The sequence below is a fragment of the Scytonema millei VB511283 genome (assembly GCF_000817735.3).
In the GTDB taxonomy this organism is placed as follows: Bacteria; Cyanobacteriota; Cyanobacteriia; order Cyanobacteriales; family Chroococcidiopsidaceae; genus Chroococcidiopsis; species Chroococcidiopsis millei_B.
On record NZ_JTJC03000001.1, the window covers coordinates 1,290,182 to 1,315,646 of the forward strand.

22 protein-coding genes are annotated in these 25,465 nt (G+C 42.9%); 15 read left to right on the top strand and 7 right to left on the bottom strand.

From position 1 onward, the window contains the following. Positions 1-52: 52 nt before the first annotated feature. The 3 genes from QH73_RS05825 to QH73_RS05835 form a co-directional block, all read right to left on the bottom strand. Positions 53-1,213: a beta-ketoacyl-ACP synthase gene (locus tag QH73_RS05825; protein ID WP_039715584.1), complete on the bottom strand. Its 1,161-nt coding sequence runs from the start codon at positions 1,211-1,213 to the stop codon at positions 53-55. A gap of 66 nt (positions 1,214-1,279) precedes the next feature. Further along, complete coding sequence (locus QH73_RS05830) at positions 1,280-2,059, bottom strand: peptidylprolyl isomerase (RefSeq protein WP_039715585.1); 780 nt, start codon at positions 2,057-2,059, stop codon at positions 1,280-1,282. A gap of 126 nt (positions 2,060-2,185) precedes the next feature. Next, a complete protein-coding gene (locus QH73_RS05835; protein ID WP_039715586.1) occupies positions 2,186-2,788 on the bottom strand; it encodes a photosystem I assembly protein Ycf4 in 603 nt (200 codons plus the stop codon). A 410-nt stretch (positions 2,789-3,198) separates the two neighbouring features. Between QH73_RS05835 and psbD the strand changes: the two genes are divergently transcribed. From psbD to QH73_RS05850, 3 genes are all read left to right on the top strand, one after another. Beyond that, positions 3,199-4,257, top strand: coding sequence for a photosystem II D2 protein (photosystem q(a) protein) (gene psbD, locus QH73_RS05840; RefSeq protein ID WP_015153746.1), 1,059 nt, complete (start codon positions 3,199-3,201; stop codon positions 4,255-4,257). Further along, positions 4,241-5,641: a photosystem II reaction center protein CP43 gene (psbC, locus tag QH73_RS05845; protein WP_015153287.1), complete on the top strand. Its 1,401-nt coding sequence runs from the start codon at positions 4,241-4,243 to the stop codon at positions 5,639-5,641. The genes psbD and psbC overlap by 17 nt, the downstream gene beginning before the upstream one ends. Positions 5,642-5,829: 188 nt before the next feature. Beyond that, the gene (locus QH73_RS05850) at positions 5,830-6,015 is read left to right on the top strand and encodes a PCP reductase family protein (RefSeq protein ID WP_039717452.1); all 186 of its coding nucleotides are present in this window, start codon (positions 5,830-5,832) and stop codon (positions 6,013-6,015) included. A 17-nt stretch (positions 6,016-6,032) separates the two neighbouring features. Here the strand turns inward: QH73_RS05850 and QH73_RS05855 are convergent, their stop codons facing one another. Then, complete coding sequence (locus QH73_RS05855; protein ID WP_165587622.1) at positions 6,033-6,179, bottom strand: hypothetical protein; 147 nt, start codon at positions 6,177-6,179, stop codon at positions 6,033-6,035. A 659-nt stretch (positions 6,180-6,838) separates the two neighbouring features. Here QH73_RS05855 and QH73_RS05860 point away from each other — a divergent pair. The 6 genes from QH73_RS05860 (at position 6,839) to QH73_RS05885 (ending at position 14,805) form a co-directional block, all read left to right on the top strand. Continuing rightward, positions 6,839-8,323 carry a DUF4832 domain-containing protein gene (locus QH73_RS05860; RefSeq protein WP_039715587.1) on the top strand — a complete coding sequence of 495 codons (1,485 nt, stop codon included), beginning with the start codon at positions 6,839-6,841 and terminating at the stop codon, positions 8,321-8,323. Between the two features lie 182 nt (positions 8,324-8,505). Next, a complete protein-coding gene (locus QH73_RS05865; protein WP_039715588.1) occupies positions 8,506-9,825 on the top strand; it encodes an oligosaccharide flippase family protein in 1,320 nt (439 codons plus the stop codon). Positions 9,826-9,851: 26 nt separating this feature from the next. Then, positions 9,852-10,943 carry a glycosyltransferase gene (locus QH73_RS05870; RefSeq protein WP_039715589.1) on the top strand — a complete coding sequence of 364 codons (1,092 nt, stop codon included), beginning with the start codon at positions 9,852-9,854 and terminating at the stop codon, positions 10,941-10,943. A gap of 84 nt (positions 10,944-11,027) precedes the next feature. Continuing rightward, positions 11,028-12,395, top strand: coding sequence for a hypothetical protein (locus QH73_RS05875; protein ID WP_132866680.1), 1,368 nt, complete (start codon positions 11,028-11,030; stop codon positions 12,393-12,395). 63 nt (positions 12,396-12,458) lie between these two features. Beyond that, the gene (locus tag QH73_RS05880; RefSeq protein WP_039715591.1) at positions 12,459-13,619 is read left to right on the top strand and encodes a glycosyltransferase; all 1,161 of its coding nucleotides are present in this window, start codon (positions 12,459-12,461) and stop codon (positions 13,617-13,619) included. A gap of 19 nt (positions 13,620-13,638) precedes the next feature. After that, positions 13,639-14,805, top strand: a complete 1,167-nt coding sequence (locus QH73_RS05885; RefSeq protein ID WP_039715592.1) for a glycosyltransferase — start codon at positions 13,639-13,641, stop codon at positions 14,803-14,805. A gap of 84 nt (positions 14,806-14,889) precedes the next feature. Here QH73_RS05885 and QH73_RS05890 read toward each other — a convergent pair whose 3' ends face one another. Both QH73_RS05890 and QH73_RS05895 read right to left on the bottom strand, forming a co-directional pair. Beyond that, positions 14,890-15,906, bottom strand: a complete 1,017-nt coding sequence (locus tag QH73_RS05890; protein WP_132866682.1) for an MraY family glycosyltransferase — start codon at positions 15,904-15,906, stop codon at positions 14,890-14,892. A gap of 40 nt (positions 15,907-15,946) precedes the next feature. Then, a complete protein-coding gene (locus QH73_RS05895) occupies positions 15,947-16,939 on the bottom strand; it encodes an NAD-dependent epimerase/dehydratase family protein (RefSeq protein ID WP_039717454.1) in 993 nt (330 codons plus the stop codon). A 148-nt stretch (positions 16,940-17,087) separates the two neighbouring features. Between QH73_RS05895 and QH73_RS05900 the strand changes: the two genes are divergently transcribed. The 6 genes from QH73_RS05900 to QH73_RS05925 all read left to right on the top strand — a co-directional run bounded on the left by QH73_RS05900 (position 17,088) and on the right by QH73_RS05925 (position 23,170). Next, positions 17,088-17,723: a sugar transferase gene (locus QH73_RS05900; protein ID WP_039715593.1), complete on the top strand. Its 636-nt coding sequence runs from the start codon at positions 17,088-17,090 to the stop codon at positions 17,721-17,723. 30 nt (positions 17,724-17,753) lie between these two features. After that, positions 17,754-18,644: a phytanoyl-CoA dioxygenase family protein gene (locus tag QH73_RS05905; RefSeq protein ID WP_039715594.1), complete on the top strand. Its 891-nt coding sequence runs from the start codon at positions 17,754-17,756 to the stop codon at positions 18,642-18,644. Between the two features lie 64 nt (positions 18,645-18,708). After that, positions 18,709-19,785 (top strand): GNAT family N-acetyltransferase, encoded by a 1,077-nt coding sequence (locus QH73_RS05910; RefSeq protein WP_039715595.1) that lies wholly within the window; start codon positions 18,709-18,711, stop codon positions 19,783-19,785. Positions 19,786-19,803: 18 nt separating this feature from the next. Beyond that, positions 19,804-20,883, top strand: coding sequence for a GNAT family N-acetyltransferase (locus QH73_RS05915; protein ID WP_039715596.1), 1,080 nt, complete (start codon positions 19,804-19,806; stop codon positions 20,881-20,883). A gap of 25 nt (positions 20,884-20,908) precedes the next feature. Next, positions 20,909-21,670 (top strand): class I SAM-dependent methyltransferase, encoded by a 762-nt coding sequence (locus QH73_RS05920; RefSeq protein ID WP_039715597.1) that lies wholly within the window; start codon positions 20,909-20,911, stop codon positions 21,668-21,670. Between the two features lie 354 nt (positions 21,671-22,024). Then, positions 22,025-23,170, top strand: a complete 1,146-nt coding sequence (locus QH73_RS05925; protein WP_039715598.1) for a DegT/DnrJ/EryC1/StrS family aminotransferase — start codon at positions 22,025-22,027, stop codon at positions 23,168-23,170. Positions 23,171-23,202: 32 nt separating this feature from the next. Here QH73_RS05925 and QH73_RS05930 read toward each other — a convergent pair whose 3' ends face one another. Further along, positions 23,203-25,422, bottom strand: coding sequence for a GumC family protein (locus QH73_RS05930; RefSeq protein ID WP_039715599.1), 2,220 nt, complete (start codon positions 25,420-25,422; stop codon positions 23,203-23,205). Positions 25,423-25,465 lie beyond the last annotated feature (43 nt).

Below are 25,465 nucleotides of genomic sequence, written 5' to 3' on the forward strand. Positions count from 1 at the left end.
AGTGATAGATGAATGTGACAGAAAAATGTCGATCGCGGCGAACCTATTTATCCTATTTGCCCAAGGCTAAAACAGCATTCTGCCCGCCAAAGCCAAAACTCAAACAGAGCGAGTGTCTGACTGTTGCTCTTCGCGGCGTGACGATCGCATCGAGATCGAATTGAGGCGATCGCAGTCCCGTACATGGCGGTAATATGTGATGACGTAATGCCATCAGGCAGAATGCCGCACCAATGGCTCCAGAAGCTCCCAGAGTATGCCCCGTGGCTCCTTTTGTGGAACTTACGGGAACCCCATGAGGAAACAAATATTGAATTATTTGTGCTTCGCGCTTGTCGTTGAGCTGGGTCGCCGTACCGTGGGCATGGATGTAATCAATATCTTGCGGTGTTAAATTGCCGCGCTCCAGACATTGTTTGATTGCCGCGATCGCACTCCTACCCGTTGGCTCTGGCTGAGCTGCATGAAAAGCATCGTTTGTCAAGCCATAACCTAACACGCGACCGTAAATTTTTGCCGAACGCTGCTGGGCTATTTTTGCTGATTCCAACACCAGTACAGCCGCTGCCTCCCCCAGCACCAATCCTTCTCTATGGCGATCGAATGGATAAGCGCCAGTAGTTGCCAGTGCGCCCATCTGCCTAAATCCAGCCAAAGTTAAGGGGGTAATCGGCGCTTCAACTGCACCAACAATTGCCCGTTGGCATTGCCCAGTTTCAATTAATAAACTCCCTTGAGCGATCGCCCAAATCCCCGTCGCACATGCTGCCATTGGAGACGATACTATACCTATTGCTCCAATTTGTCTTGCTGCTATTGTAGCGATCGCATTTGGTAAAGTTTCTGAGAATTCGGGAGTGGGAGAGTGGGAGTCGGCAGTTGAAGCAACTTTTGACTTTTGACTTTCAACTTTTGACTTTATCAGCTCTTCCCAAACTGCTTGCTGGCTGCGACTAGAACCGATGACTACGCCGCAGTCTGGTAAAGGTGGTTCCAACCCTGCATCTACTAAAGCATCTGCTACAGCTAATTGAGTTAACTGTTTTACGTCTGCTGGTTGTTTGTAAATGAATGCTAAAGGTAGAGCAGCTAGTTCTGGAAAAGGCTGCTCTAACTCAATGCCAATACAACCGAGTGTTAAGTTTTTCCAGCTGGTTTCTAAGCTTTCTCCCAAGCTGGAAATCAGAGCGATACCTGTGACGACAACTTCCACGCTTTGGGGTGAGAGGTTAAGAGGAGAGGCGCACGGCGTGCGCCCAAATTCCCAAATTAAAATTAACTATTTACCACCGTTCTTTAGCTTGTCACTGCCTTCAGTCACTTTAGCAGAGTCAATGCGATCGCCCTGTTGAATTTTGTCTACTACGTCCATACCGCTAGTCACTTTACCAAATACGGCGTAATCTCCGTCGAGAAAACTCAAATCGGCAAGGGCGAAATAAAACTGAGAAGAGGCGGAATCTGGCTGTTGCGATCGCGCCATAGCTACAGCCCCTCTAAGATGCTGTAAAACTGGTTGTTTTCTAACTCCCGCACTTTTCAGCGTCCGACTGTAGATCGGATCTGTTGCTCCTGTTGGCTTAATTTCTAAAGGAATCTGACGTTCTGTTCCTGTATCTGGATCGATAAAACCGCCAGTTCCTAGACGCTGAGGTGAAAAATTGGGGTTTTTGCTTTGCGGATCTCCTCCTTGCACCACAAAAGGTTGTTCTGGTGGTCTGCTCTGGGGACCGATCACTCGATGGAATACGAGTCCATCATAGACACCCCGTTGTACCAAATCGACAAAATTGCCAGCAGTCAGAGGTGCATTCTTGCCATCTACCTCGATAGTAATTGGCTGCCCCTTCACCGTCATCACAACTGTTGCCGTTCCCTCTAGAGTTGGTAAATTCTTCATTTGAACGCTACTTGTTTGAATTGCAGGTACAGGTGTGGTTTCAGCCACCGCATTGTCGGGGGAAGCAGAATTAGCCACTGGGTTAGGCGTACATCCTGCCAAATATAACCCACCAATCATTAATACTAAAACCAACCACTGCCGGACTTTTAACTGCATTTGCCTCTTCGATCGCGCTTAGGTAAAAAGTTTCAGAAGGCAAAATCTTGCTTCCGAATGCTCTACCAGGGTACATCTGCTTCCCCAAAGCAAATTCTGCATTTTTAATTAAATTACTTGATGAAATTACAGTCCTTCTAGCGGCACAGCTAAAAATCGAGCCAATTCTGCTCCATCGTTCTCCAGCTTAGTAATAGATAGAGGTTGACCTACTCGCGTCAATGGAATATTGCGTCGTCCCTTGACTCGTATATAAAGTTCTCGACGCGGGTTCAAGCCTTCTTTAATCTCTAAACGCACAGCTTGAATGTCTTGTAAGGGAGCTTTAATTTCGATGCGGCGGTTTTTCCCCGGAAATCCCCACCGAAAAATGTGAAATTCACCCTTCTCCTTGTCAAACTCATTGTAGCCACCGCCTACATCCAGCAAAATCATGCCCCACAGATACAGCGCTAGCAGCAGACCCGCGACTCCATAAAATCCAATCGCTATACCTTGGGGAATGAAAACGAGCTGGGTCGGCTCGGCAAAAGGAATTAAATTAATTTGCAAGTAACTAGAAAGTCCAGCCAAGAAAAAGCCTATCCCACCGATGGAGACGACTGTAGCCCACCAGTAATTGCTGAATCGTCGCGAACCTAAAACTTTCTGATTCAAGCAGCTGGAAGTACTATTCTTGTTTGCCTTAGCTTCCGAATCACCGGAATTGGTGGTTGTTGATGCCGTCATGTCACTACCCTGCTCAGTTAAACTACTGAAGGCGGTTTTCCACTCTTATTATTCACATAGTAGGTTTCCTGATTCAACCTGTGAACAATCTGAGAGAACTGAGAAAACTTGTGTCAAATTGTAAAAATTCTCATATTTGATTAGACTATAATCTAACACTAAACACCCAATCCGCTTTTGTGGATTGGGCTTGAGGTGCGGTCACTGCGATCGATTAAGAAACATTAATCAGCCGTGCTGTCAAGTTACTGCTTTTCGCGGCAACACTGACATGGCATTCTAGTGAGAAAGGCGTTAATTACTACAACGATTTTCTTGCCTGCGGAGTTGGATCTAAACCATCTCCTAGTCAACAAAAAGTTAATTCCTCAAAAAGCGTTGCAATTTTTAGTAAACCCAGAGGATTTTAAATGACAATTGCAGTAGGACGCGCACCGAGTCAAAGAGGATGGTTTGACGTTCTCGACGACTGGCTCAAGCGCGATAGATTTGTATTCGTCGGTTGGTCGGGGCTATTACTATTCCCCTGCGCCTACCTAGCACTAGGAGGATGGCTGACCGGAACCACATTCGTCACCTCGTGGTACACGCACGGGATTGCCAGCAGCTACTTGGAAGGAGCCAACTTCTTAACCGTAGCCGTATCGACCCCAGCCAACAGCATGGGACACTCGTTGCTGTTCTTGTGGGGACCAGAAGCGAACTGGGACTTCACGCGCTGGTGTCAGTTGGGTGGCTTGTGGGCATTTGTCGCCTTACACGGGGCATTTGCACTGATTGGATTCTGCCTGCGGCAGTTAGAGATTGCCCGCTTGGTGGGGATCAGACCATACAACGCATTAGCATTCACAGGTCCAATTGCGGTGTTTGTGAGCGTCTTCTTGCTCTACCCCTTGGGACAGTCCGGCTGGTTCTTTGCGCCATCATTTGGAGTCGCGGCAATCTTCCGGTTCTTGCTGTTCTTCCAAGGGTTCCATAACTGGACGCTCAACCCCTTCCACATGATGGGAGTCGCCGGGGTATTAGGAGGAGCGCTGTTGTGCGCGATTCACGGGGCGACGGTGGAAAACACGCTGTTTGAAGACGGCGATAGCTCCAACACCTTCCCTGCCTTCAACCCGACTCAATCGGAAGAGACCTATTCGATGGTGACGGCAAACCGCTTCTGGTCGCAGATTTTCGGGATTGCCTTTTCCAACAAGCGCTGGTTGCACTTCTTCATGCTGTTCGTGCCAGTGACTGGTTTGTGGATGAGTGCAGTGGGAGTCGTCGGCTTGGCGGTGAACCTGCGGGCATATGACTTCGTCTCTCAAGAGCTGCGGGCAGCGGAAGACCCCGAGTTCGAGACTTTCTACACCAAGAACATTCTGCTCAACGAGGGCATCCGTGCCTGGATGGCACCTCAAGACCAACCCCACGAAAACTTCGAGTTCCCTGAGGAGGTTCTACCACGTGGAAACGCCCTATAATTCATCGTTTAATCGCGGCTTGACCTTAGGTGGCGGTCGCGACCAAGAATCTTCAGGATTTGCCTGGTGGGCTGGTAACGCCCGATTGATCAACTTATCCGGTAAACTGTTGGGCGCTCACGTTGCCCACTCAGGTTTGATTGTTTTCTGGGCAGGAGCAATGACTTTATTTGAAGTCGCTCACTTCATCCCAGAAAAACCAATGTACGAGCAAGGTTTAATCTTGCTACCTCACCTGGCATCTCTCGGTTGGGGTGTAGGTCCTGGTGGAGAAGTCATCGATACTTTCCCTTACTTCGTCGTTGGCGTATTACACCTGATCTCTTCCGCAGTGTTGGGATTTGGTGGAATTTACCACGCGATTCGCGGTCCAGAAACTTTAGAAGAGTACTCCTCTTTCTTTGGTTACGACTGGAAAGATAAGAACAAGATGACCAGCATCATTGGTTTCCACCTGATTATTTTGGGATGTGGGGCATTGTTGCTGGTGCTGAAAGCCATGTTCTTTGGCGGTTTGTACGACACCTGGGCTCCTGGCGGTGGTGACGTTCGCGTCATCTCTAACCCCACCCTCAACCCCGCAGTTATCTTTGGTTATTTACTGAAGTCGCCGTTTGGCGGCGAAGGCTGGATTGTCAGCGTCAATAACTTAGAAGATGTCGTTGGCGGTCACATTTGGGTTGGTTTGACTTGTATCGCTGGCGGAATCTGGCACATTGTAACCAAGCCTTTTGCTTGGGCGCGTCGTGCTTTCATCTGGTCTGGTGAAGCATATCTATCCTACAGCTTGGGCGCTCTGTCCTTAATGGGCTTCATTGCCTCCTGTATGGTTTGGTACAACAACACCGTTTATCCCAGCGAATTCTACGGTCCTACAGGTCCAGAAGCTTCTCAAGCTCAAGCTTTGACTTTCTTGATCCGCGACCAACGCTTGGGTGCTAACGTCGGTTCCGCTCAAGGTCCTACAGGTCTGGGTAAATACTTGATGCGCTCTCCTACAGGGGAAATCATCTTTGGTGGTGAGACAATGCGTTTCTGGGATTTCAAAGGTCCTTGGTTGGAGCCACTACGCGGTCCCAACGGTCTTGACTTAGAAAAAATCAAGAATGACATTCAGCCTTGGCAAGCACGTCGTGCTTCTGAGTACATGACCCACGCACCTCTGGGTTCTCTAAACTCTGTGGGTGGTGTGGCTACGGAGATTAACTCCTTTAACTATGTATCTCCTCGTGCTTGGTTGGCTACTTCTCACTTCGTACTAGGCTTTTTCTTCCTAGTCGGTCACTTATGGCACGCCGGTCGCGCTCGCGCTGCGGCTGCTGGTTTCGAGAAAGGTATCAACCGTGAATCCGAGCCAGTAATGGCTATGGGCGAATTAGACTAACACAATTTTGGGGTTGGAGTTAAGCTCCACCCTAAATTGATAAGGCTCCTGCGTTAGAGCGGGAGCCTTTCGCATGGCACGGGTTTTATGACAGAATCTTTATATGTGGTGCAAAGGAGATACCTGAGCGAAGTGCGATCGCAGTTATTGCTTCTTGCTCACTCCAATCTCAGTTGATGGTGACGACTATGCCAGATTCAAACTTAACCGATCGCCTACAATGGACGACTGAAGCCCAAATTAAATTAAAAAAGATTCCCTTTTTCGTTCGTTCTCAGGCAATCTCGCGCATAGAACAGTTGACGCGATCGCGGGGTCAAGATATTGTAACGGCAGAGATTGTCGAACAAGCCAGGTTAGAGTTCGGACAATAATGAATTTAAGCTTGATTTTAAAGATTGAGAGTGCGATCGCGCTGTTTCTTCAAGCTCTCGCTATTTTGCTGCCAATTGCATTTTTGTACGTGCATTATCTTCGGTGTTTCTGTACGTGCCAGCACAACATGGGCAACACAAGCAGCACAACCAACAGTCATCATTTTTATTTTCCTCTCATTATTCACTGCTACCTAGATAAATACTGATAGTAGTTGCGGTTTAGAAGCTTATATATGTACTTAATCTTTAAAGATAACATAAGTATTTGTATTGATTTGCGCTCTATGAAGTCTCTGTAACCACTGTTCTAATTACTTGGATTACGAGTTTTCAGCGATCGCAGTATGGTTTGTAGTTATCAACTCAATAGACTCATCTTAAAAAATATCTCATCTACTATACAGTTATCCTGCTGTGAGCTGAGATGAGTAGCATTGAAAATCTTCAAAATTATTAGAATTTACTACAGAAAATAAATAGAACTCTACTATTAAGCAAATTTAGTTATTAATATCGTTAATTTCTGCCAAAATACAAGTTAGTAATTATAGGCAAACTTTAGCTTCGAGAGTAAACAATTCGAGTAATTGCTCTTTCCGTATAATTTCGCGGTGCTATAAATCAGTGTAATTTCTATTGGGTACTGATTCAATATGAAGTTAATTTTAATTTGTCATTGATGTATGTAAATAAAACTTGAACCGTGCAAGGCAAATTCATGATTTGCTTTGGACAAACTTGACTGTGGTTATTTTTCTGACAAGAAGTAGATATTCAGACAAATAACTAGAAGCAAAGTATTACTTTCCAGAGGGATGATATGAAAATTAAGAATACAGTTCGATCCTTGAAACTGTCTGTAGCTTTACTAGCAAGTATGGCGATCGCGGGTTCTTGTACTGCTGCTCAAGCTCCTTCTATAGTCACAACAACGTATCAAAGTAGTTCCGAAAATTTTTCCAATCCTGAAAGAGGATTTTATAAGTCAATCGATCCCCCTTATAAAAAGCCCGATACTCCTTCTCCTCCACTACAAATTTCCGAGCTACAAAAAGTGAGAAACGAGAACATGTCTATGATTCGACGGTATTATCTACTTTCAGAATTCAAAGATAAACCAATTTCTCAATCTTATCTTGACATGATATCAAAGGATTTTGAAACAGCCAGACAAGCTGGAATTAAAATGATTATCCGGTTTACATACAATTGGTTGGGAGGAGGTGATGATGCGCCACGGGATATAATACTCTCTCATCTCGATCAGTTACAGCCGATATTAAGATCTAACTCTGATGCGATCGCTTACATGGAAGCAGGTTTTATTGGCAACTGGGGAGAATGGCACCATTCAAGTAATAAACTCATAGATTCTCATGGAAATGCTACTGAAGATGCCAGAAAAGTTCTTTTGAAGATTTTGTCTGTACTCCCACGTAAGCGAATGGTTGCAGTCCGGTACTTTTTTCACAAAAAGCAAGTACTTAATAATATCAACCCTCTTACACTTGCAGAAGCATTTAATGGTTCCGAGCGGGCTAGAATAGGGCATCATAATGATGCTTTTCGGCATGACGCACTAGATTGGGGAACCTACACGGGGGCAACTCCAATTGATATAGAGCGAGAAAAAACATGGCTAAACCTCGATACCCAGTATGTAGTACAGGGTGGTGAACCTGCTGTTGCAGATAGCGATCCACCCGAATATAACAACTGCTCTAACTCTTTAGTTGACCTTGCCCGTATGCATTGGAGTGGCATGACAGTCAACGCTAACGGAACCTCTACAGAACCTGTATATCAGAAGTGGAGAGAGCAAGGCTGTATGGGGGAAATCCAACGCCGTTTAGGATATCGCTTCCGCCTGATAGATTCAGCCATTCCAGATAAGGTAAAACCTGCTGGAACTTTTTCAATGAAATTTAAGATTACCAATGATGGGTGGGCAAGCCCCTACAACTCTCGCAACTTAGAAGCAATCCTACGTCATCGTCAAACAGGCAAGGAATACTACTTGCCTATTCCTGAAGCTATACGTATGTGGATGCCAGGTACTACCAAAGAAGTAAATATTGTATCTGGGATCCCAGCGAATATCCCAGCTGGAGAATATCAGGTGTTATTAAATCTACCCGATCCTGCTCCTAAATTATATAAGCGCCCAGAGTATTCAATCAGGTTTGCTAATCAAAATGTTTGGGAAGCGTCTACAGGATATAATTCGTTATTAAGAAGTATCGTTGTCGATCCAAATGTAGGAGGAGACACTTATTCCAGCAATCAATTCTTTAAGTCACGTTAGCTAGTTATCCTAACAGCATTTGGCAAAGTTCTAAGTTGTATCAAGGCGGCACATTATTCACTTAATGTGCCGCTTCTATGTAGCTTGGAATAAAGTCTAGCGATCCTTCTACTATTAGAAAGAGATTGATGAGGCGAGAAATGGTATATTGTTACAGCTACAAATTTAAATGACGATCTGCTATGGCAGCTAAAGAGCAGAAGCCACTGACGCTACGCCGCAATTTTTCTTGGACTTTTATTGGTAATATTGTTTACGCGGCTTGCCAGTGGCTGTTGCTGGTGGTGCTTGCTAAACTTGGTAGTCCAGAGATGGTAGGAGAGTTCACTCTAGGGCTTGCGGTTACTGCACCCGTAATCATGCTGACAAATCTCCAACTACGAACTATTCAAGCAACAGATGTTAAACAGCAGTATATTTTTGCTGACTATTTAGCTTTGAGGCTGATCGCAACAGGGCTGGGGCTTTTAATTATCGGAGGAATTATTCTTGTCGCAAAATATAGCTGGGAAATGTCACTGGTAATAATTGTCATAGGCTTAGCTAGGGCAGCAGACTCGATTAGTGATGTGTTTTACGGACTATTCCAGCAGCAAGAAAGAATGGATCGCATCGCTGTTTCGATGATGATTAAAGGATTATTATCGCCTCTATTCTTAGGTTTGGGGGTGTACTTAACACGTACTGTTTTATGGGGAGCAGTAGGTTTAGCAATCGCCTGGACTGTGGTATTGCTTTGTTATGATATCCGCAGTGGTGCTTTGTTACTGAATACCCACTCTAGAGAACCACAGAACGAGGTATTTGAAAAGCGGAATTTGGCGACAAGATTACGACCGCATTGGCATCTGAAAACACTTAGAACGCTAGCATTGTTCTCCTTGCCACTGGGCTTTGTCATGATGCTGATTACCCTCAGCACTAATATCCCTCGGTACTTTATTGAGTATTATTTGGGGGAGAGAGAATTGGGCATATTTGCCGCTATATCTTACCTAATGGTAGCTACAGCTATGGTTGTGAATGCTCTGGGGCAGTCAGCTAGTCCAAGGCTAGCGAAATACTACGCAGCAGAAAATGGTACTGCTTTTCGCAGCCTTTTACTCAAGCTAGTAGGAATCGGTATATTACTTGGTGGAACGGGTGTTTTGGTAGCTAGTGTCGCTGGACGGGAGCTAATAACCCTAATGTACCGTCCCGAATATGCCGAGCAGTCCGAGCTATTAGTATGGCTAATGGTAGCTACAGCGATCGCCGATACTGCTTCATTTTTAGGCTATGGCATGTCAGCAGCTAGGTATTTCAACATTCAATTGCCTTTGTTTACTCTTGTTACAGGTACTTCCGCAATAGCTTGCTTCTGGTTAATTCCTGCCTATGGACTGCTAGGAGCAGCGATCGCGGCTATAATCAGCGCGATCGTACAAATGGGTTTCAGTTTAGGAGTAATCTTTCACGCACTGCATAGGCTCAAAAGTTATGCCGAACAGACTGATGTGTAAAACCACCGTAATTTTAAGAGGCTAATATGAGGCGAATTGCTTTCTTTGTGGCTAACCTACATGGTGGTGGCGCAGAACGGGTAGCAGTCAATTTGCTTAAAGGCATGTCTTTAAGAGGCATTCCCTTAGATTTGGTTATGGCTAGCGCCGAAGGTCCATACTTGAATCAAGTACCTCAGCAAGTACGTATAGTAGATTTGGCAGCAGGGCGAACTGTCAAGGCTATTCTGCCGTTATCGCGTTACTTACGACAAGAGAAACCTTTGGCATTGCTGTCACATATGAATCATGTCAATGTAGCAGCTGTAGTAGCGAGGGAACTTGCTTCTACGCAAACTCGATTAGTGTTAGTAGAACACGATACCTTATCAGTTGCTAAAAGCAAATTATTACGAGGCGAGTTGGTTCCTCCTTTAATGAAACTACTTTATCCTCGCGCAGATGCGATTGTGGGGGTTTCTAATGGTGCAGCACGAGATTTAGAAGCCCAACTCGGTCTAGCCAAAGGAAAGGTTAGTGTAATTTATAACCCGGTGGTTGATGACGAGCTGCTCGATAAAGGAAAAGCTGCTTTAGATCATCCTTGGTTTCAGGAAGGCTCCCCACCAGTATTTTTAGCAGTGGGACGGTTAACAGAGCAAAAAGACTTTTTTACCTTACTCGAAGCTTTTGAACTCGTCAGAAGACAAAGGCTAGTTCGTCTCATCATCTTGGGTGAAGGAGACGAACGCGATGAATTAGAAGCAGCGATCGCTAGATTAGGAATCGCTGAAGATGTCTCCATGCCAGGTTTTGTCGAAAATCCTTATGCATACATGAGTAGAGCCAGCGTCTTAGTACTCTCTTCTCGCTGGGAAGGGCTGGGAGTTGTGTTGATCGAAGCTATGGCTTGTGGTTGTCCCGCGATCGCCACCGATTGTCCAAATGGTCCTAGCGAGATTTTAGCAGCAGGAAAGTACGGACCTTTAGTACCGATAGGAGATGCAGTATCGCTGTCAGTATCTATGTTACAAATGCTAGAAACTCCTGTAAGTCGGGATATACTGACGCAACGAGCAATGTATTTTTCTATCGATCGGGCAGTATCTGAATACCTCGACGTGTTGAACTACAAGTGAAAGTAATTGAAATGCCTTAAGCAAATGTCACAATGCTAATAGAAAAAAAATGTGTTCGATTGCCTTGACGAGGTTTTTCTTTATATGGTTGCAGCTATAGCATATTTGATAATTATAGTTTCCATTGTTTGGTTTGAATTGACCAGAAAAAAAGTTTTAAGAATTGATTTCGTTTCTATTTTTAACTTATTTTTTGTTCTATTCTATGCTGTACCTGGTTTTTGTTTAAACTTCAATTTTGATTTTTATTCAGGTGAAATTTCTGAATACGCAGTTTCAAAATTTGGCAAAAGTATTATCGGTAGTACCAGCGTTTTATTAGCATTAGTTATATCTTACATTTTAATTGTTACTGGATTTTATGCTGTACCTAATCACTTACCACAAAGAGTATCGATCGCTCCGTCTCCGAAGACAAATAATCGAGTTTTTATTGCTATAGTTGCTGGTATTATCATCTCGTTCTGCTCGATTTATATTTATTCATCTCAATATGGTGGTCTTGTCAATGCGCTAGCAGATGCAGATATGATCCGAGCTGGTGCATTTGAACCTCCAAAGTATGCCTTTTTTCTGCGGTTTACTAATGCATGTTTACTTTCATCATCTTTGCTATTCTCACAGTTATTTATTATAAAATTTAAGCATTGGCGAAGTATATTGTATTTTTTATTTGGTATTTCTTGTGTTTTATCAATTATTTCTGGTTTGTTATATGCCGGACGCATTTGGATGATTTTACCGATTCTTTTTTTTATAGTAAATTATATTGATTGCAAGGAAAAATTAGGAATTGATTTCTATATAAGTATTGCAATAGCTTTTTTTATATCGATTTTAGTGCTTCAGTACGGCGATGTAATCTTTTTGAGTTTAAGAGGGTTATTCGATAATAGTCAAACATTTGCTGAAGCAATTCAAGCCCAGTCAGCCGAACGTAGTACAAAATTTATACTTGCTGGTGAGTTTGAACATCCATATATTTCTTTAGGAACGGCTTTAAATGTTGCTTTAACTTCAAAACACGATCTCAGATGGTTCTCAGACTGGATATATGGTTTTCTAGGATTACTACCAGACAACTTAATTGAACTAGAACTGCCAGATGGAGTTGAGACTTATAATACTTACTATATTACAGGAGTTGCCGAGAAAAAATTTGTTCCAGCTGGACTTTTAGCAGGAGCTGTTTACAGTGCTTATTGGCTAGGATTAGCGATTACGACAATTGTTTATGGAGCCATAGGTGGATTTATTCACAAAGCCCTGTTGACTAATTTTAACAAACACTATTTTATTCCAGTATTGTATGTATTAATATCATTTGCGTGGGGATTTACTATGCTAGTTTACGATCCAACTTCTCTTTTTTGGGACTATTTTGCTACCTTCTTATTCATTCTTTACCTATTAAATAGATGTAGTAGATTAACTTTTAAAAATAACGTTTAAAACGGGAGATAGATCGGAAAACAACAACTAAATTTTTAGTCAAAAAAACATGAGATAAAAACTATGCATGCCAAGCTTAATTCCCGTAAAGTTGTAATATATATTAGTACCGGACTTTCAACTGGCGGGGCAGAGAGAATGCTCTACAATTTACTATCTAAGATCGACAAAATGCGATTTGAGCCAATTGTGGTTTCATTGATGGATCGCGGTACGTGGGGCGATCGCATTATAGATTTAGGTATTCCCGTCCGTACTGTAGAAATGGAAAGAGGCAAGCCAACACCAGCAGCATTAATGCGCTTGCAGCGAATCATCAATGAAATCAAGCCAGATATCATTCAAGGTTGGATGTACCACGGTAATATCGCAGCTCAAATTGTCAGTTTTTTTATCAAACAGAAAATTCCTATTTTATGGAGCATTCATAATTCAGCCGATTCTCTAATGGCTGACAATAAAATGACAGCAGCAATTGTTAAATTGGGGGCTTGGCTATCGCGATTTGCAGCTAGCGTTGCTTTTGTTTCGCAAACAAGTAAGTCACAACACGAAGCCTTAGGTTATCTACCAGAAAATGCTTGCGTGATTCCCAATGGCTTTGATACTAATCTATTCACTCCTTCACTGTTAGCCAGAGCTGCTATTCGCTCTGAGTTAGGTTTAGCCGATGATAGTACTTTAATCGGCTCGATCTGTCGCTTTCATCCAATGAAAGATCATAGTAATTTACTACAAGCTGCGGCTTTACTCTTAAAAGCGCGTCCCGACGTACATTTAGTTTTAGCTGGAACAGATGTCAACGATCGCAATCCTCAACTGCAACAGCAAATTCAAACACTAGGAATTAGCAAAAATATTCACTTACTGGGAGAACGCCGCGACATGCCGCGTTTAACTGCTGCCCTGGATATTTCTACATCCACATCTGCTTATGGAGAAGCATTTCCGATGGTGGTAGGGGAAGCTATGGCGTGTGGAGTTCCCTGCGTCGTTACTGACGTAGGCGATTCTAGGTGGATAGTGGCACAAACGGGTAGAGTCGTACCGCCAAAAAATCCACTAGCATTGGCGCAAGCCTGGCAAGAGTTGATAGCTATGAGTAGCGAACAAAGGCAAGCTTTGGGTGCAATGGCGCGATCGCGTGTCGAAGAGTGTTTTGCTCTGGATGCGATCGCCGCACAGTACGAAAAGTTATACGAACAGGCTTTATCTAAACGTTAAAATTACAAAACGAATAACTATGCCTAAACTCCTATACATTACAACCATTCCAGTAACGATTAGCTCCTTTTTCGTCCCCATAGCGCGTCACTTTCAAGCTAAAGGGTGGCAAGTGGATGCAATGGCTAATGGAATCTCAACCGAACCGAAGTGTACTGATACGTTTGACAAAGTATGGGAAGTCGATCTGTCGCGCAATCCTCTCAATCCAACTAATGTCTTATCCGCACCTAGACAAATCCGCCAAATATTACAGCAACAGCAATACGATATTGTTAATGTCTCAACTCCAGTAGCCGCATTCGTTGCTAGACATGCCCTCAAAGATTTTAGCAGGCAGGGTAAGGTAAAGTTAATATACACTGCTCAAGGTTTCCATTTTTATCGCGGTGGTTCTTTAATTAAGAACAGTATTTATCGCATCCTAGAAGCAACTGCTGCCCCTTGGACTGACAGACTGGTAGTAGTAAATCGAGAGGACGAAGCGGCAGCTAAACAGATGCTTGCACCGGAAAAAGTTCGCTACATACCGGGAACAGGGTTAAATTTCGATCGCTTTAATCCCGAACGGATCGATGCCGCAGATGTAGCGAGAGTACGGCATGAATTGGGTTTAGCACCAGAGCATTCTTTATTTTTATCAGCAGCAGAGTTCATCCCTCGCAAGCGCCATCGTGACTTAATTCAAGCATTCGCTAAACTGAATCGCCCTAATGCCCACTTAGCACTAGCAGGGGATGGGCGGCTGTTCGAGCAAATGCAACAGTTAGCAAAAGATCTAGGCATTCAAGACCGAGTGCATTTTCTCGGCTTCCGTAGAGATATTCAGATTTTAACCCGTGCCTCTGTTGCTACACTTCTGGCTTCAGAACAGGAAGGCTTGCCCAATTGCGTCATGGAATCGATCGCACTGGAAGTACCCGTTATCGGTACGGATATTCGCGGTACGCGAGATTTGCTAGGCAATGGCAAAGGACTACTCTGTAAAGTAGGAGATGTGGCGGGGCTGGCTCAAGCAATGGCTTGGATATTAGATAATCTAACAGAAGCTCAGATGATGGGCAAGCAAGGACGAGAAGAGATGAAAGCCTATGAATTGCAATATATTTTGCGGCAATACGAGGCTCTGTATGCTGAAGTATTGAACGAGCTACAACCTAATGGGATTTTTTCACTACAAGGTTGAGAAGGAAGGTTGACCAGGGCAATGTCCCAAAGATCCTGTTCGTCACGCCTTCTGCCATTAATCTGAAAATGCAGTCAAAAACTTTCAGCTCAGCTCTTGTCCAACCGACCTCGATCGCAAATAACTTTCCCCTCCTACTCCAAGTGCGATCGCGCCAATGAAACCAATAATTGCGCCCTGTGAGCCATAAAATTCTACAGCTAAGGCGATCGCTAGGGTTACTGCCATATACGTAGTGGCAACATATGCATGAGTCCAGCCAGATTGCTGTAGTCTTTGATACAAATGACTGCGGTGTGCTTGGAAAATGTTCTCTTTGCGTAACAGCCGACGCACGATCGTGTAAATTGCATCTCCTATCAGTGGGAAAGTCACAACTAGGGCTGACCAAGCCTGGACTGCGCTATCACCAGCATTGAGTAAAGCGATCGCCACTATAGCACCTAAAACAGTACTACCTGCATCGCCCATAAAAATCTTAGCTGGCGACCAGTTCCACCACAGAAAGCCTACGAGCGCTGCTACCAGAAACCACAACAGGGGTTGATGTAGGTAAAAGGCAAAAAAACCTAATTGAATCGCACTCGTTCCAGCCACAATTCCATCTAACCCATCCATAAAGTTGTAGAAGTTGACAATCGCTGTCATACCAATTGCAGTGAGAACAATGGCTACAATGCTGCCGACAACTCCAAATTGCGATAGCCAAGGCTGAGGAAAAGCACCAAAATAAGTCACTGCAACTCCAGCAGCAGCCAACTGAACCAAATAACGAATGCCTGCGGGAACGTTACTGCGATCGTCAATAATTCCGACAATAGCCAGTGGAATCAGGATTAACCAGACGAGCGCTAAATTAAGATTTAATGGTACGTCTGCAAACAAATGAAAATAGTTATTTCCCAAAGCGATCGCACTCGTAATCGCGAAGGCAATAATAAATCCCAAGCCGCCACCACGGGGAGTAGGCTGGGTGTGAGAGCTGCGCTCGTTCGGAATATCTAGTAAGCTCTGCCGAAAGCGCTGTCTAATCAAATTTACGGTCAGGAAACTAATCCCAAAGCTGAAGATCGACAACACGATCGAAGGCATGGTAGTCATACTCTGTCAGAAAAAACCATTAAAGCATATTTGCTGTATGTCAATTTGGCGATCGCAGCATTTGTGCTAAACCTGCATCAACTGTAAAGGGGGGTTGCCAGTTCAGGGTCTTCTGAATGTAGCTGCTATCAATTGCTAAACTTCCTAGCAGGCGATCGATAATCGATGTATTGAGAGGCAATTGTTTTTGACTGACATTCTGTACGGTATCACCTAACTTCCCCCCCAGTTGCAACCAACTTGGAGGAACTGACAGCAGGTTACATGGGCGCTTTAAATTGACGGCAATTTTTTGAATTAATTCTGGTGTGGAAAGATCCTCTCCATCGCTAACTAAAAACGCTTGATTCGCTGCTTGGGGATGGTTCAGGGTAGAGGCGATCGCATCTACTAAATTTCCCACATAAATCAAACTGCGATGATTTTTAACTGCACCAAATGGCAGTGGTAAACCTGTTTGAACGAGTTTAATTAACCGTTCCATATTACCAGGATTTCCCGCACCATAAACTAGAGGCGGACGTAAAATTGTCCAAGTCATGGCACTTTGACTAGCAAGCTGTACTAGGGCTTGTTCTGCTTGCAGTTTGCTGCGACCGTAGGGCGTATCTGGTTGACAGGGCGAACTTTCCGTGAGGGGGCGATCGCTACTTGAGGTCATTGCTCCAATCGAACTTACGAATACGAACCGCTTCACCCCTGCGGCGATCGATTGCTTGACCAGATTCACCGTTCCCTCTGTATTGATACGCAAAAACTCTGCTTCTGGATCGGACGCTTTATCTTGAAGAATGTGGGCGCGTGCTGCTAGGTGAACGACTATATCTATATCCTTTAACGCCGAGCGCCAATCAGTATTGCCATCAATATTACCAACTTTTACGGCTGTAACGTTGGCTGGCAGTCGTGCAGAATCGTTCCGTACAGCTGCCATAATCTGCAATTTCTCTTGCAGCAGTCTGGGTAGCAAATGGCTAGCAACAAAGCCAGTGGCTCCAGTAACTAAGATTGCGTTTATCCTGTGTACCGTCATTCGCAGTAATGGCACAACTACTCATGTAACAGACTACTATTTTTTTGCTTAAAAAACTGTAATATAAGAAAAACTCTGTTGCAGTTCGGACAGAGGAAATCATAGCTAATTATTTATCTCGTCTACTCAAGTAAATCTGCTGTTATTTATGCGCAGGCTCAAGCAGTTAAGCCGACTAGTTAAACTTTTACTCGATCGCTTTGTTGCCGCGATCGCGCTGATAATATTGTCTCCTATAGTTATTTGTGTTGCGATCGCCATATATTTTCGTATGGGTTCTCCAGTTGTCTTTACCCAACCCCGTCCAGGTAAAGAAGGAAAGATTTTCAACTTTTACAAGTTCCGTACCATGACCGACGAGCAAGACGCACAAGGAAATTTACTTCCTGACGAACAGCGCCTGACGACTTTCGGTCAATTTCTGCGGCAAACTAGCCTTGACGAACTGCCCCAACTGTGGAACGTTCTCAAAGGTGACATGAGTTTCATTGGTCCCCGCCCCTTATTGGTGAAGTATCTCGACCGTTATACTACAGAACAAGCTCGCCGTCATGAAGTGAAACCAGGCATTACGGGTTTGGCTCAAATCAACGGTCGCAACGCCATTACTTGGGAAGAGAAATTTGTCCTCGACGTTTGGTATGTCGATAACTGGAGTTTGTGGCTGGATTTAAAAATTTTATTTCTGACCGTGTTTAAAGTTCTGCAACAAGAGGGAATTAATCAAGAAGGTTACACCACATCAGAAGAATTCAAAGGTCAAGGAAATAAGGTGTCATCCTAATGATTAGACAATTATAAGGAGCGATCGCGAATGGAAACTTGTGCCTTCCGGCTTTCGGAAGAACAGCTAGCACTTCTACCAACAGAAGCAGATATTGCTTTCTACGAAGAACATGGCTGGTATATTTCAAAACAGATACTCCCAGATGAACTGCTCGACACAGCAATTTTAGGTAGTGAAAGATACTATCGTGGAGAGCGAGACACTCCACTGCTCGTAAAAAATGCTTATAGTGACTGGAAACCACAAGATAAAAGCTTCATTCGGAATAACGAATTTGTCTCTTTACAAAACAAGCAACTCCACGAACTAGGCTTTTATCCAATTATTGCGGCGATCGCAGCGCGTTTATCCAGAACGAAAAGAATTCGCCTGTTCGCTGATTCGCTGCTGTGTAAGCTACCAACAATTAAGGACAGTCATAATGGAGTGGTAGGCTGGCACACTGATAAAGCATACTGGTCTACTTGCAGTTCCGACAAATTGCTCACTGCCTGGATTCCTTTTCAAAACTGTGACGAGTCCCTTGGTCCATTGATTGTCATTGATGGTAGCCACAAGTGGAAAGATACTCATTTAATGAAGAATTTTTTCGACCCGAACTTGAATGAGTTGGAAGAAAAGTTTCGCCAGCAAGGAAAACAAATTACAAAAGTGCCAATGACCTTACAAAAAGGTCAAGTTAGCTTTCATCACTGTCTGACAATACATGGCAGCTCTCCTAATTACAGTAACTCTTTGCGGCTAGCAATGGCAGTTCATATGCAAGACGATGGCAACCATTATCGACCGTTTTGGAATCAGAAAGGGGAACAAATTCATATCGGCTACGAAGCCTTATGTCGCAAATTGCAGAACGGTCATCCTGATTTTAGCGATCCAGCCGTGTTTCCCATACTTTGGTCGGAGATAGAGCGTTAATCGCGCAGATAGGATATCAGTTCTGATATGGCACGGTCTTAGCTCTGATAACTTTTGCACAAACATGAACATTCAAATCATCGATCCACAAGACCCCTTGTGGCATAAAGTTCTGCAACAGCTCCGCCATGATGTTTATCATCTACCTGAGTACATCGGCATTGAGTCAAACAGAACTGAAACAATGGCTAATGCTTTTTTGGTTGCTGATAGTGATAAAATTTTCTTCGTACCTTATTTACTACGTCAGTGTCATAATGTAATATCACAAGAATTGCTCGAAGAAGAATGCTTTGATGTTGTCTCTCCCTATGGCTATCCGGGCATTTTGTTGAGTGAAGCAGCGGCAAATACGCCAAAATTTGTAGATTTTGCTCTGCATGAGTTGAAGTACTTTTTGCAGAAAAACAACGTATGTTCGGCTTTTTTGCGATTGCATCCCCTTTTGAGCGATCGCTTCAAGGAGATTTTTCCCTCAGAATATTTAACTGATAGTGGAAAAACTGTATCCGTAAATCTTACTCTCTCTGAACCGGAAATTTGGGCGCACACAAGAAAAGGACATCAAAGCACTATTAATAAGTGCAAGCGGCTAGGTTTCACTGGCAGAATGGTCGAGCTTAGGCAATATATTGACGAATTTATTACTATTTACGAAGAGACAATGAATCGAGTCAATGCTAGGCAATTTTATTACTTTAGCCGCGATTACTTTGAGGATTTATTGTCACTAGGAGAGAATATTCATTTAGGTATTGTAGAGGTAAATAACGAAATCGCATGTGCTAGCTTATTTTTTGAATGTTGTGGTATTGTTCAAGCTCATTTGGGAGGAACGAAAACCAAATATTTACACCAATCCCCTTTTAATTTTCTCTTACATTACGTGCGCCTTTGGGCTAAAGAGCGTGGGAATGAATTTCTACATATAGGAGGTGGAGTGGGAGGTTCGACTACAGACAGCCTCTATACTTTCAAGTCAGGGTTTTCCAGGCAGAGACACGATTTTCTGACTTTAAAACTAATTACAAACGAAGAAAAGTACTATCATCTAGTCAATTTACGGGCAAAAGTCTTAAATACTCAAGCTGAAGTACTACTTAGCTCAGAGTTTTTTCCTGCCTATCGTTCTTACAGTTAAAGCACAGTTCAAAAACTCATGCTTGATATTCAGGTTATCAAACCACATGACCTATTATGGTCTCAGACACTACAAAAACTCAGACATGATGTCTATCATTTACAAGAATATCTCAAGCTTGAGGCGATTAGAACTCAAACTACTCCAGAAGCAATTTTAATTACTCAAGAGGACAAGATATTTCTGATACCATACTTAATACGTAGCTGTCAGGACATATATCAAAATGCTCCGTATCATGAAGAAATATTTGACGCTATTTCTCCCTACGGTTATGCTGGGATTTTGCTAAGCGATGCAGCGGTTGGACAAGCAGAGTTCTTAAATTTAGCTGTATCTTCTTTGGCGAACGTGTTGCGATTGAAAAACATCTGTTCGGCATTCTTTCGCCTACACCCCATACTCAATCACGGCTTTGAACAAATCTTATCTTCTCAAATTTGTCAAATAACTGGAGAAACTGTATCTATAAATCTCATGCTTTCTGAAGCAGAAATTTGGCAGCAAACTCGTTCCGAACATCGCACTCATATCAATCGCTGTAGGCGTGCTGGATTTACTACTAAGATAGTAAGATACGAAGATTATATAAAAGAATTTATTGATATTTATGAAGAAACAATGAATCGCGTCACCGCGAAGCAAATGTATTATTTCGGCTATGATTATTTTACCAAGCTAGCTAATCTACATGAAAACATTCACCTTGGTATTGTAGAATTCGATAACCAAATTGTTTGTGCTGGCATCTTCACAGAAATTTGTGGGATAGTGCAATACCATTTAGGAGGGACTAAAACCGAGTTTCTCAAACAATCTCCCAGCAAACTCTTATTCGATCGCGTGCGGTTCTGGGCTAAAGAACGAGGTGACAAAATCTTTCATCTCGGAGGTGGTGTTGGAGGTAACAAAGATAGCCTACACCAATTTAAAGCTGGTTTTTCTAAACTGAAGCATAATTTTTTGACATTGCGGTCGATCGCAGATGCAGAAAAGTATCAATATTTAGTAGATCTGCAAGCGAAGAAACTGAATATTGAATCCGAACAACTACTTAAGACAAGTTTCTTTCCAGCGTATCGTTCCTCTCAAATTTAAAAAAATCGAAAGGAGAGATTTATTTATGCTCGACAATAAGAAAATTTATCAATCTACTGAAGAATTTAATACTTGGGCATATGGAAAAGGTCTGAGATTTGAAGAAAAGTATTTAATTAATAACTACTTAGATAAACATTTAAAGACAGTAGAAGCAGGGACAGCAGGCGGTAGAATTTTACTAGAGATGAGAAAGATGGGCTTTACTTCTCTCATAGGTTACGATTATGTACCTGAATTTATAGAGCAAGCAAAGCAAAAAGATCCCTCAAGCGAAATTACTTTTGAAGTAGAAGATGCCACCCAACTAAGTTATGTAAATAATAGCTTTGCGCAGATCTTATATCTCCAACAAATCATCAGCTCTATAGATGGAGACCAAGCAAAGCTAAAAGCTTTTCAAGAGGCATATCGTATTTTAGAACCAGGTGGTACAGCACTATTTTCATTTCTTTGCTTTGAAGTGAGAGCGCAGACTTTAATCTACAAACCATATTTAGTCTATTTACGTATTTTGCGTAGCTTACAGGGTAAAAGTCTTTCTCTTCAGTATCTACCTTGGCTCAAATTAGGAGAAAAGTGGAATTTTTCTGCTTTACTAGATTGCGAACCCTATGTGTATTGGTATAAACCACAAGAAGTAGAACGACTATTGAAAACTGTTGGTTTTGAAGTCACTGCTGTTGGTTCTTCTGCCCAAATTGAAGGAGATAGTATGTGTACAAGTGTAGAAGAATTAGCAAGACAACCTTTAGCAGGTGGTTTATATTTCGTTTGTACAAAATAAAGTTTGTAGTTGTTTGAACTTAATCGTTGAAACTAAAGCGTAAATTAGTCAAATGTAACTGCTTTTTTAAATGCAAGTTCAAGATTTAGCGTGACTAAAATTCTCTGTTGGCAACGAATAAATGAGACTATTCTGAGAAAAAGTCCAGGCTCTAAATTGAACTAAACGTAATAGCAGTGTAAATGATAGCAGGCTCTTATCCGTGTAAAAAAGCTTACATTTAAATTAGTTTAATATTATACATATCGATACTAACACAACAAATAATACGAGAAGTTAAGTATAGCGATAAAATAACTTTATTGTTAAGATGGAATAATATTTTTTGCAATAAAAAGTAATATTACTATTAAAATGATTAAACCGATTCTTCTTTCTATTCCTCATATGAGCGGGGAAGAGATTGAGTATGTCAAAGAAGCATTTGATACGAATTGGATTGCTCCCGTTGGTCCCCATCTAGAAGCTTTTGAACAAGAATTTTGTCATGTAATTGATGTCAATCATGCTGCTGCCGTTGTATCTGGCACGGCAGCTTTACACTTAGCCTTGCAGTTGGTTGGAGTGGAGCCTGGAGACGAGGTATTTTGCTCGACACTCACTTTTGCGGCTTCAGCTAACCCCATCGTTTATTTAGGGGCAAAACCTGTCTTTATTGACAGCGATCGCACTTCGTGGAACATGAACCCGGAATTGTTACGAGCAGCCTTGGATAAACGGGCGCGGTTGGGTAAATTACCTAAAGCCGTAGTTGTCGTCCACCTATACGGTCAAAGTGCTGACATTGACCCGATTCTAGAAGCCTGCAACCGCTACGAAGTGCCGTTGATTGAAGATGCCGCTGAATCTCTAGGAGCAACTTACAAGGGGCGATCGCCTGGTAGTTTCGGTAAGATTGGCATTTTTTCGTTCAATGGCAATAAAATCATTACGACATCTGGAGGTGGAATGTTGGTTTCCAACGATCCAGAAATTGTCATCAAAGCCAGATTTCTCTCCACTCAAGCACGCGATCCAGCGCCCCACTACCAACACTCAGAAATTGGCTACAACTATCGGCTGAGCAATGTATTAGCGGGAATTGGTCGAGGTCAACTGCAAGTACTAGAGCAACGGGTACAAGCTAGAAGGCGTAACTTTGAAGTTTATCACCAAGCCTTGGGTGAACTGCCAGGAATCTCATTTATGCCAGAAGCGAGTTACGGTCGCGCCACGCGCTGGTTGAGCTGCATGACAATCAATCCTCAGATTTTCGGTGCAGATCGAGAACAAGTGCGTAAAATCCTAGCTCAGCAGCACATTGAGACTCGCCCAGTTTGGAAACCACTCCACCTCCAACCTGCTTTTGCCCAACACGAGACAGTTGGAGGTGAGGTGGCGGAAGAGCTGTTTGCTTGCGGTCTGTGCCTTCCCTCTGGCTCTAATTTAACCAACGAGGATTTAGAGCGAGTCGTAGGGGCGATCGCTAAAATTTGCTCTATCGCGCTCAAAATAAACTGAGTGTTTACAACTCCGATCGAACTAGAAAAACCTCATCTTTTTTTGCTAATGCTCAAGGGAGAGTGACTTTCTGCCAGTGCCGCGCTATCATCTTCTTCCGACTGGCTTGAAAGATAATAGTAGTTATATTGTTCGCTATCGGAATTATATCCATTCACTACCTGACCGAGGACATGCTGTCCTGACTTTTCTAGAAATTCTTTAGCACGGATAGCAGCAGCAGTATCTACTACACCAGGTCGAACGACCAATAAAACTCCATCTGTCATTTTTCCTAAAATTGCCGCATCAGCAGCCGCATTTAAAGCAGGAGCGTCAATAATTGTGTAGTCGTAATTGGCTGAAAAAACAGTAATTAAAGATGCCATCCTTTGAGAATCTAGTAGTGCCATTGGATTCGGTGGAATCACTCCAGAAGTCAGGATGTGAAGATTAGCTGTGATCTTTTTGATTGCTGTTTTTGGTTCGGTCTGACCCACAATAATATTACTTAAACCCAAATGATTTGGTAATTCCCAAATTTTATGCTGCAAAGGACGATACATATCTGCATCGACTAACAAAACCTTACGCCCCATCTGAGCGATGGTGACAGCTAAATTTGCTGCAACCGTTGATTTACCTTCTTTGGGGACGGAACTTGTAACGACAACTGCTTTGAGCTGTTTATCAGAATTCAGAAACTTCAAATTAGCTTGCAGCATTCGATATGCTTGGCTGAAAGGCGATCGCGGTGACTCCTGCACTAAAATTTCTGGTGTAGCTCTTTCTAGGGAGCGATCGCGCAAGAAAATGTTCTCAGATTTTTTTAAAGCTGGAATTATACCCAGTAAGGTATAGCCAAATATTTTTCTAGCTTCCTCAACACTTCTGAGCGATTTATCTAGTTTTTCTAATATCAAAGTAGTAGCAGCCGCTAATATTCCACCCAGCATAACTCCCGTCACCAGGTACAACATTTTGCGGGGAGCAACCGCTTCTTCTGGTGGTATGGCTGCTGAAATGACGCGAGCATTACCTATATTCTGATTTTCCGCAATCCGAATTTCTTGTAATTTCTGCTGTAGTAATAAATAGGTAGATTGAGCTGTTTGAATTTTTCGTTCTAACGCCCGCTGCAATTGTTCCAACTGAGGTAAGCGATCCAGTCTTTCTCTATAAGAAGACTGCACGTTTGAGATTGCTGCTATTTGGCTAGATAAACCCAAACGTCTCGCTTCTGCTCTCACAAACTCTTCTGTCAGTTTTTGATCGAATTCGCTATTTTGTAAGCTATTTCCTGCGCTCGGTTTTTGTTCTCCTACAACTTGTTTTAAGCGTTGTTTGAGTAACTGCTCTAAACTTGCTTTCTTTTGCTTGAGGGAGACAACGTTAGGAAAATCTGCCTGAAAGCGGCTCTGTTCCACCGCTAGCTGCGATTCTATTTGTTGAATCTCTTTTAAAATAGCTTGTACGGCTGGAAATTGACTGATACTAGTTACCGCTCCGGCGCTATTTAAAGTTTCTCCTAATTGCTGTTTCAGCAGTTCAGATTGAGCTTTTGCATCTGCCAAACCAGCATTAGCATTCGCAGCTTGGCGCTGCATATCGGCAATAATTGCTACTGCTGCTCTTTTTTCTTCATTTAGATCGACAACTTTATTCTGCTCTTGAAATTGACGTAATTCTGACTCGCTCTGACGCAAACTTTTTTCTGCCATAGGCAATTGTTTCTGAACAAACTCTCTCGCAGACACGGCTTCAGAGCGATTAGCAAGTAAATTACTTTCTAAATAAATAGCCATTAAAGTATTGACTACTGTTGCAGCTTTGTTCGGATCTGCATCTCTATAAGCAATCTGCAACACATCCGTTTTTTTGACATCTGTTATATCTAGCTTTCTCAGAAATTTTTCCGGTTTAAGAGTTTTACCCAATTCATTCTTCAACTCTAACCGCGTAATCGTTTTTTTTATAATAGGCAGAGAACGTATAATTTCCGCTTCTGTATCTACAGGATTATTTTGCTCTTGTAATGGCTGCAATTCACCTATGCCCTTACCTACTTCAGGTAAATAGGAAGAACTAGGGCTATTTTTTCTAAAGAGTAACTTTCCTTCTGCTTCATATATTGGCTTTTGCAATGCTAGGCTTATACCTGTCAGTGCGACAACGACTCCAAACACGATTGATGTTGGTAAGTAATGCCGCTTGAGTAACAGCCAATATTGCTGTAATTTGACACTAGATTCTGTGGACTCAGGAAGTGACATGAGCGCGCTATAACTTTATGACAAAATTTAACAAATAGATATC

Excerpts from the sequence above, each read along its gene's own strand:
- QH73_RS05870 (WP_039715589.1), top strand. The coding sequence starts at position 9,852 with ATGAGGCGAATTGCTTTCTTTGTGGCTAACCTACATGGTGGTGGCGCA.
- QH73_RS05865 (WP_039715588.1), top strand. The coding sequence starts at position 8,506 with ATGGCAGCTAAAGAGCAGAAGCCACTGACGCTACGCCGCAATTTTTCT.
- QH73_RS05875 (WP_132866680.1), top strand. The coding sequence starts at position 11,028 with ATGGTTGCAGCTATAGCATATTTGATAATTATAGTTTCCATTGTTTGG.
- QH73_RS05835 (WP_039715586.1), bottom strand. The coding sequence starts at position 2,788 with ATGACGGCATCAACAACCACCAATTCCGGTGATTCGGAAGCTAAGGCA.
- QH73_RS05910 (WP_039715595.1), top strand. The coding sequence starts at position 18,709 with ATGAACATTCAAATCATCGATCCACAAGACCCCTTGTGGCATAAAGTT.
- QH73_RS05885 (WP_039715592.1), top strand. The coding sequence starts at position 13,639 with ATGCCTAAACTCCTATACATTACAACCATTCCAGTAACGATTAGCTCC.
- QH73_RS05855 (WP_165587622.1), bottom strand. The coding sequence starts at position 6,179 with ATGATGACTGTTGGTTGTGCTGCTTGTGTTGCCCATGTTGTGCTGGCA.
- QH73_RS05880 (WP_039715591.1), top strand. The coding sequence starts at position 12,459 with ATGCATGCCAAGCTTAATTCCCGTAAAGTTGTAATATATATTAGTACC.
- QH73_RS05900 (WP_039715593.1), top strand. The coding sequence starts at position 17,088 with ATGCGCAGGCTCAAGCAGTTAAGCCGACTAGTTAAACTTTTACTCGAT.
- QH73_RS05890 (WP_132866682.1), bottom strand. The coding sequence starts at position 15,906 with ATGACTACCATGCCTTCGATCGTGTTGTCGATCTTCAGCTTTGGGATT.
- QH73_RS05905 (WP_039715594.1), top strand. The coding sequence starts at position 17,754 with ATGGAAACTTGTGCCTTCCGGCTTTCGGAAGAACAGCTAGCACTTCTA.
- QH73_RS05895 (WP_039717454.1), bottom strand. The coding sequence starts at position 16,939 with ATGACGGTACACAGGATAAACGCAATCTTAGTTACTGGAGCCACTGGC.
- psbD (WP_015153746.1), top strand. The coding sequence starts at position 3,199 with ATGACAATTGCAGTAGGACGCGCACCGAGTCAAAGAGGATGGTTTGAC.
- QH73_RS05920 (WP_039715597.1), top strand. The coding sequence starts at position 20,909 with ATGCTCGACAATAAGAAAATTTATCAATCTACTGAAGAATTTAATACT.
- QH73_RS05850 (WP_039717452.1), top strand. The coding sequence starts at position 5,830 with ATGCCAGATTCAAACTTAACCGATCGCCTACAATGGACGACTGAAGCC.
- QH73_RS05830 (WP_039715585.1), bottom strand. The coding sequence starts at position 2,059 with ATGCAGTTAAAAGTCCGGCAGTGGTTGGTTTTAGTATTAATGATTGGT.
- QH73_RS05860 (WP_039715587.1), top strand. The coding sequence starts at position 6,839 with ATGAAAATTAAGAATACAGTTCGATCCTTGAAACTGTCTGTAGCTTTA.
- QH73_RS05930 (WP_039715599.1), bottom strand. The coding sequence starts at position 25,422 with ATGTCACTTCCTGAGTCCACAGAATCTAGTGTCAAATTACAGCAATAT.
- QH73_RS05925 (WP_039715598.1), top strand. The coding sequence starts at position 22,025 with ATGATTAAACCGATTCTTCTTTCTATTCCTCATATGAGCGGGGAAGAG.
- QH73_RS05915 (WP_039715596.1), top strand. The coding sequence starts at position 19,804 with ATGCTTGATATTCAGGTTATCAAACCACATGACCTATTATGGTCTCAG.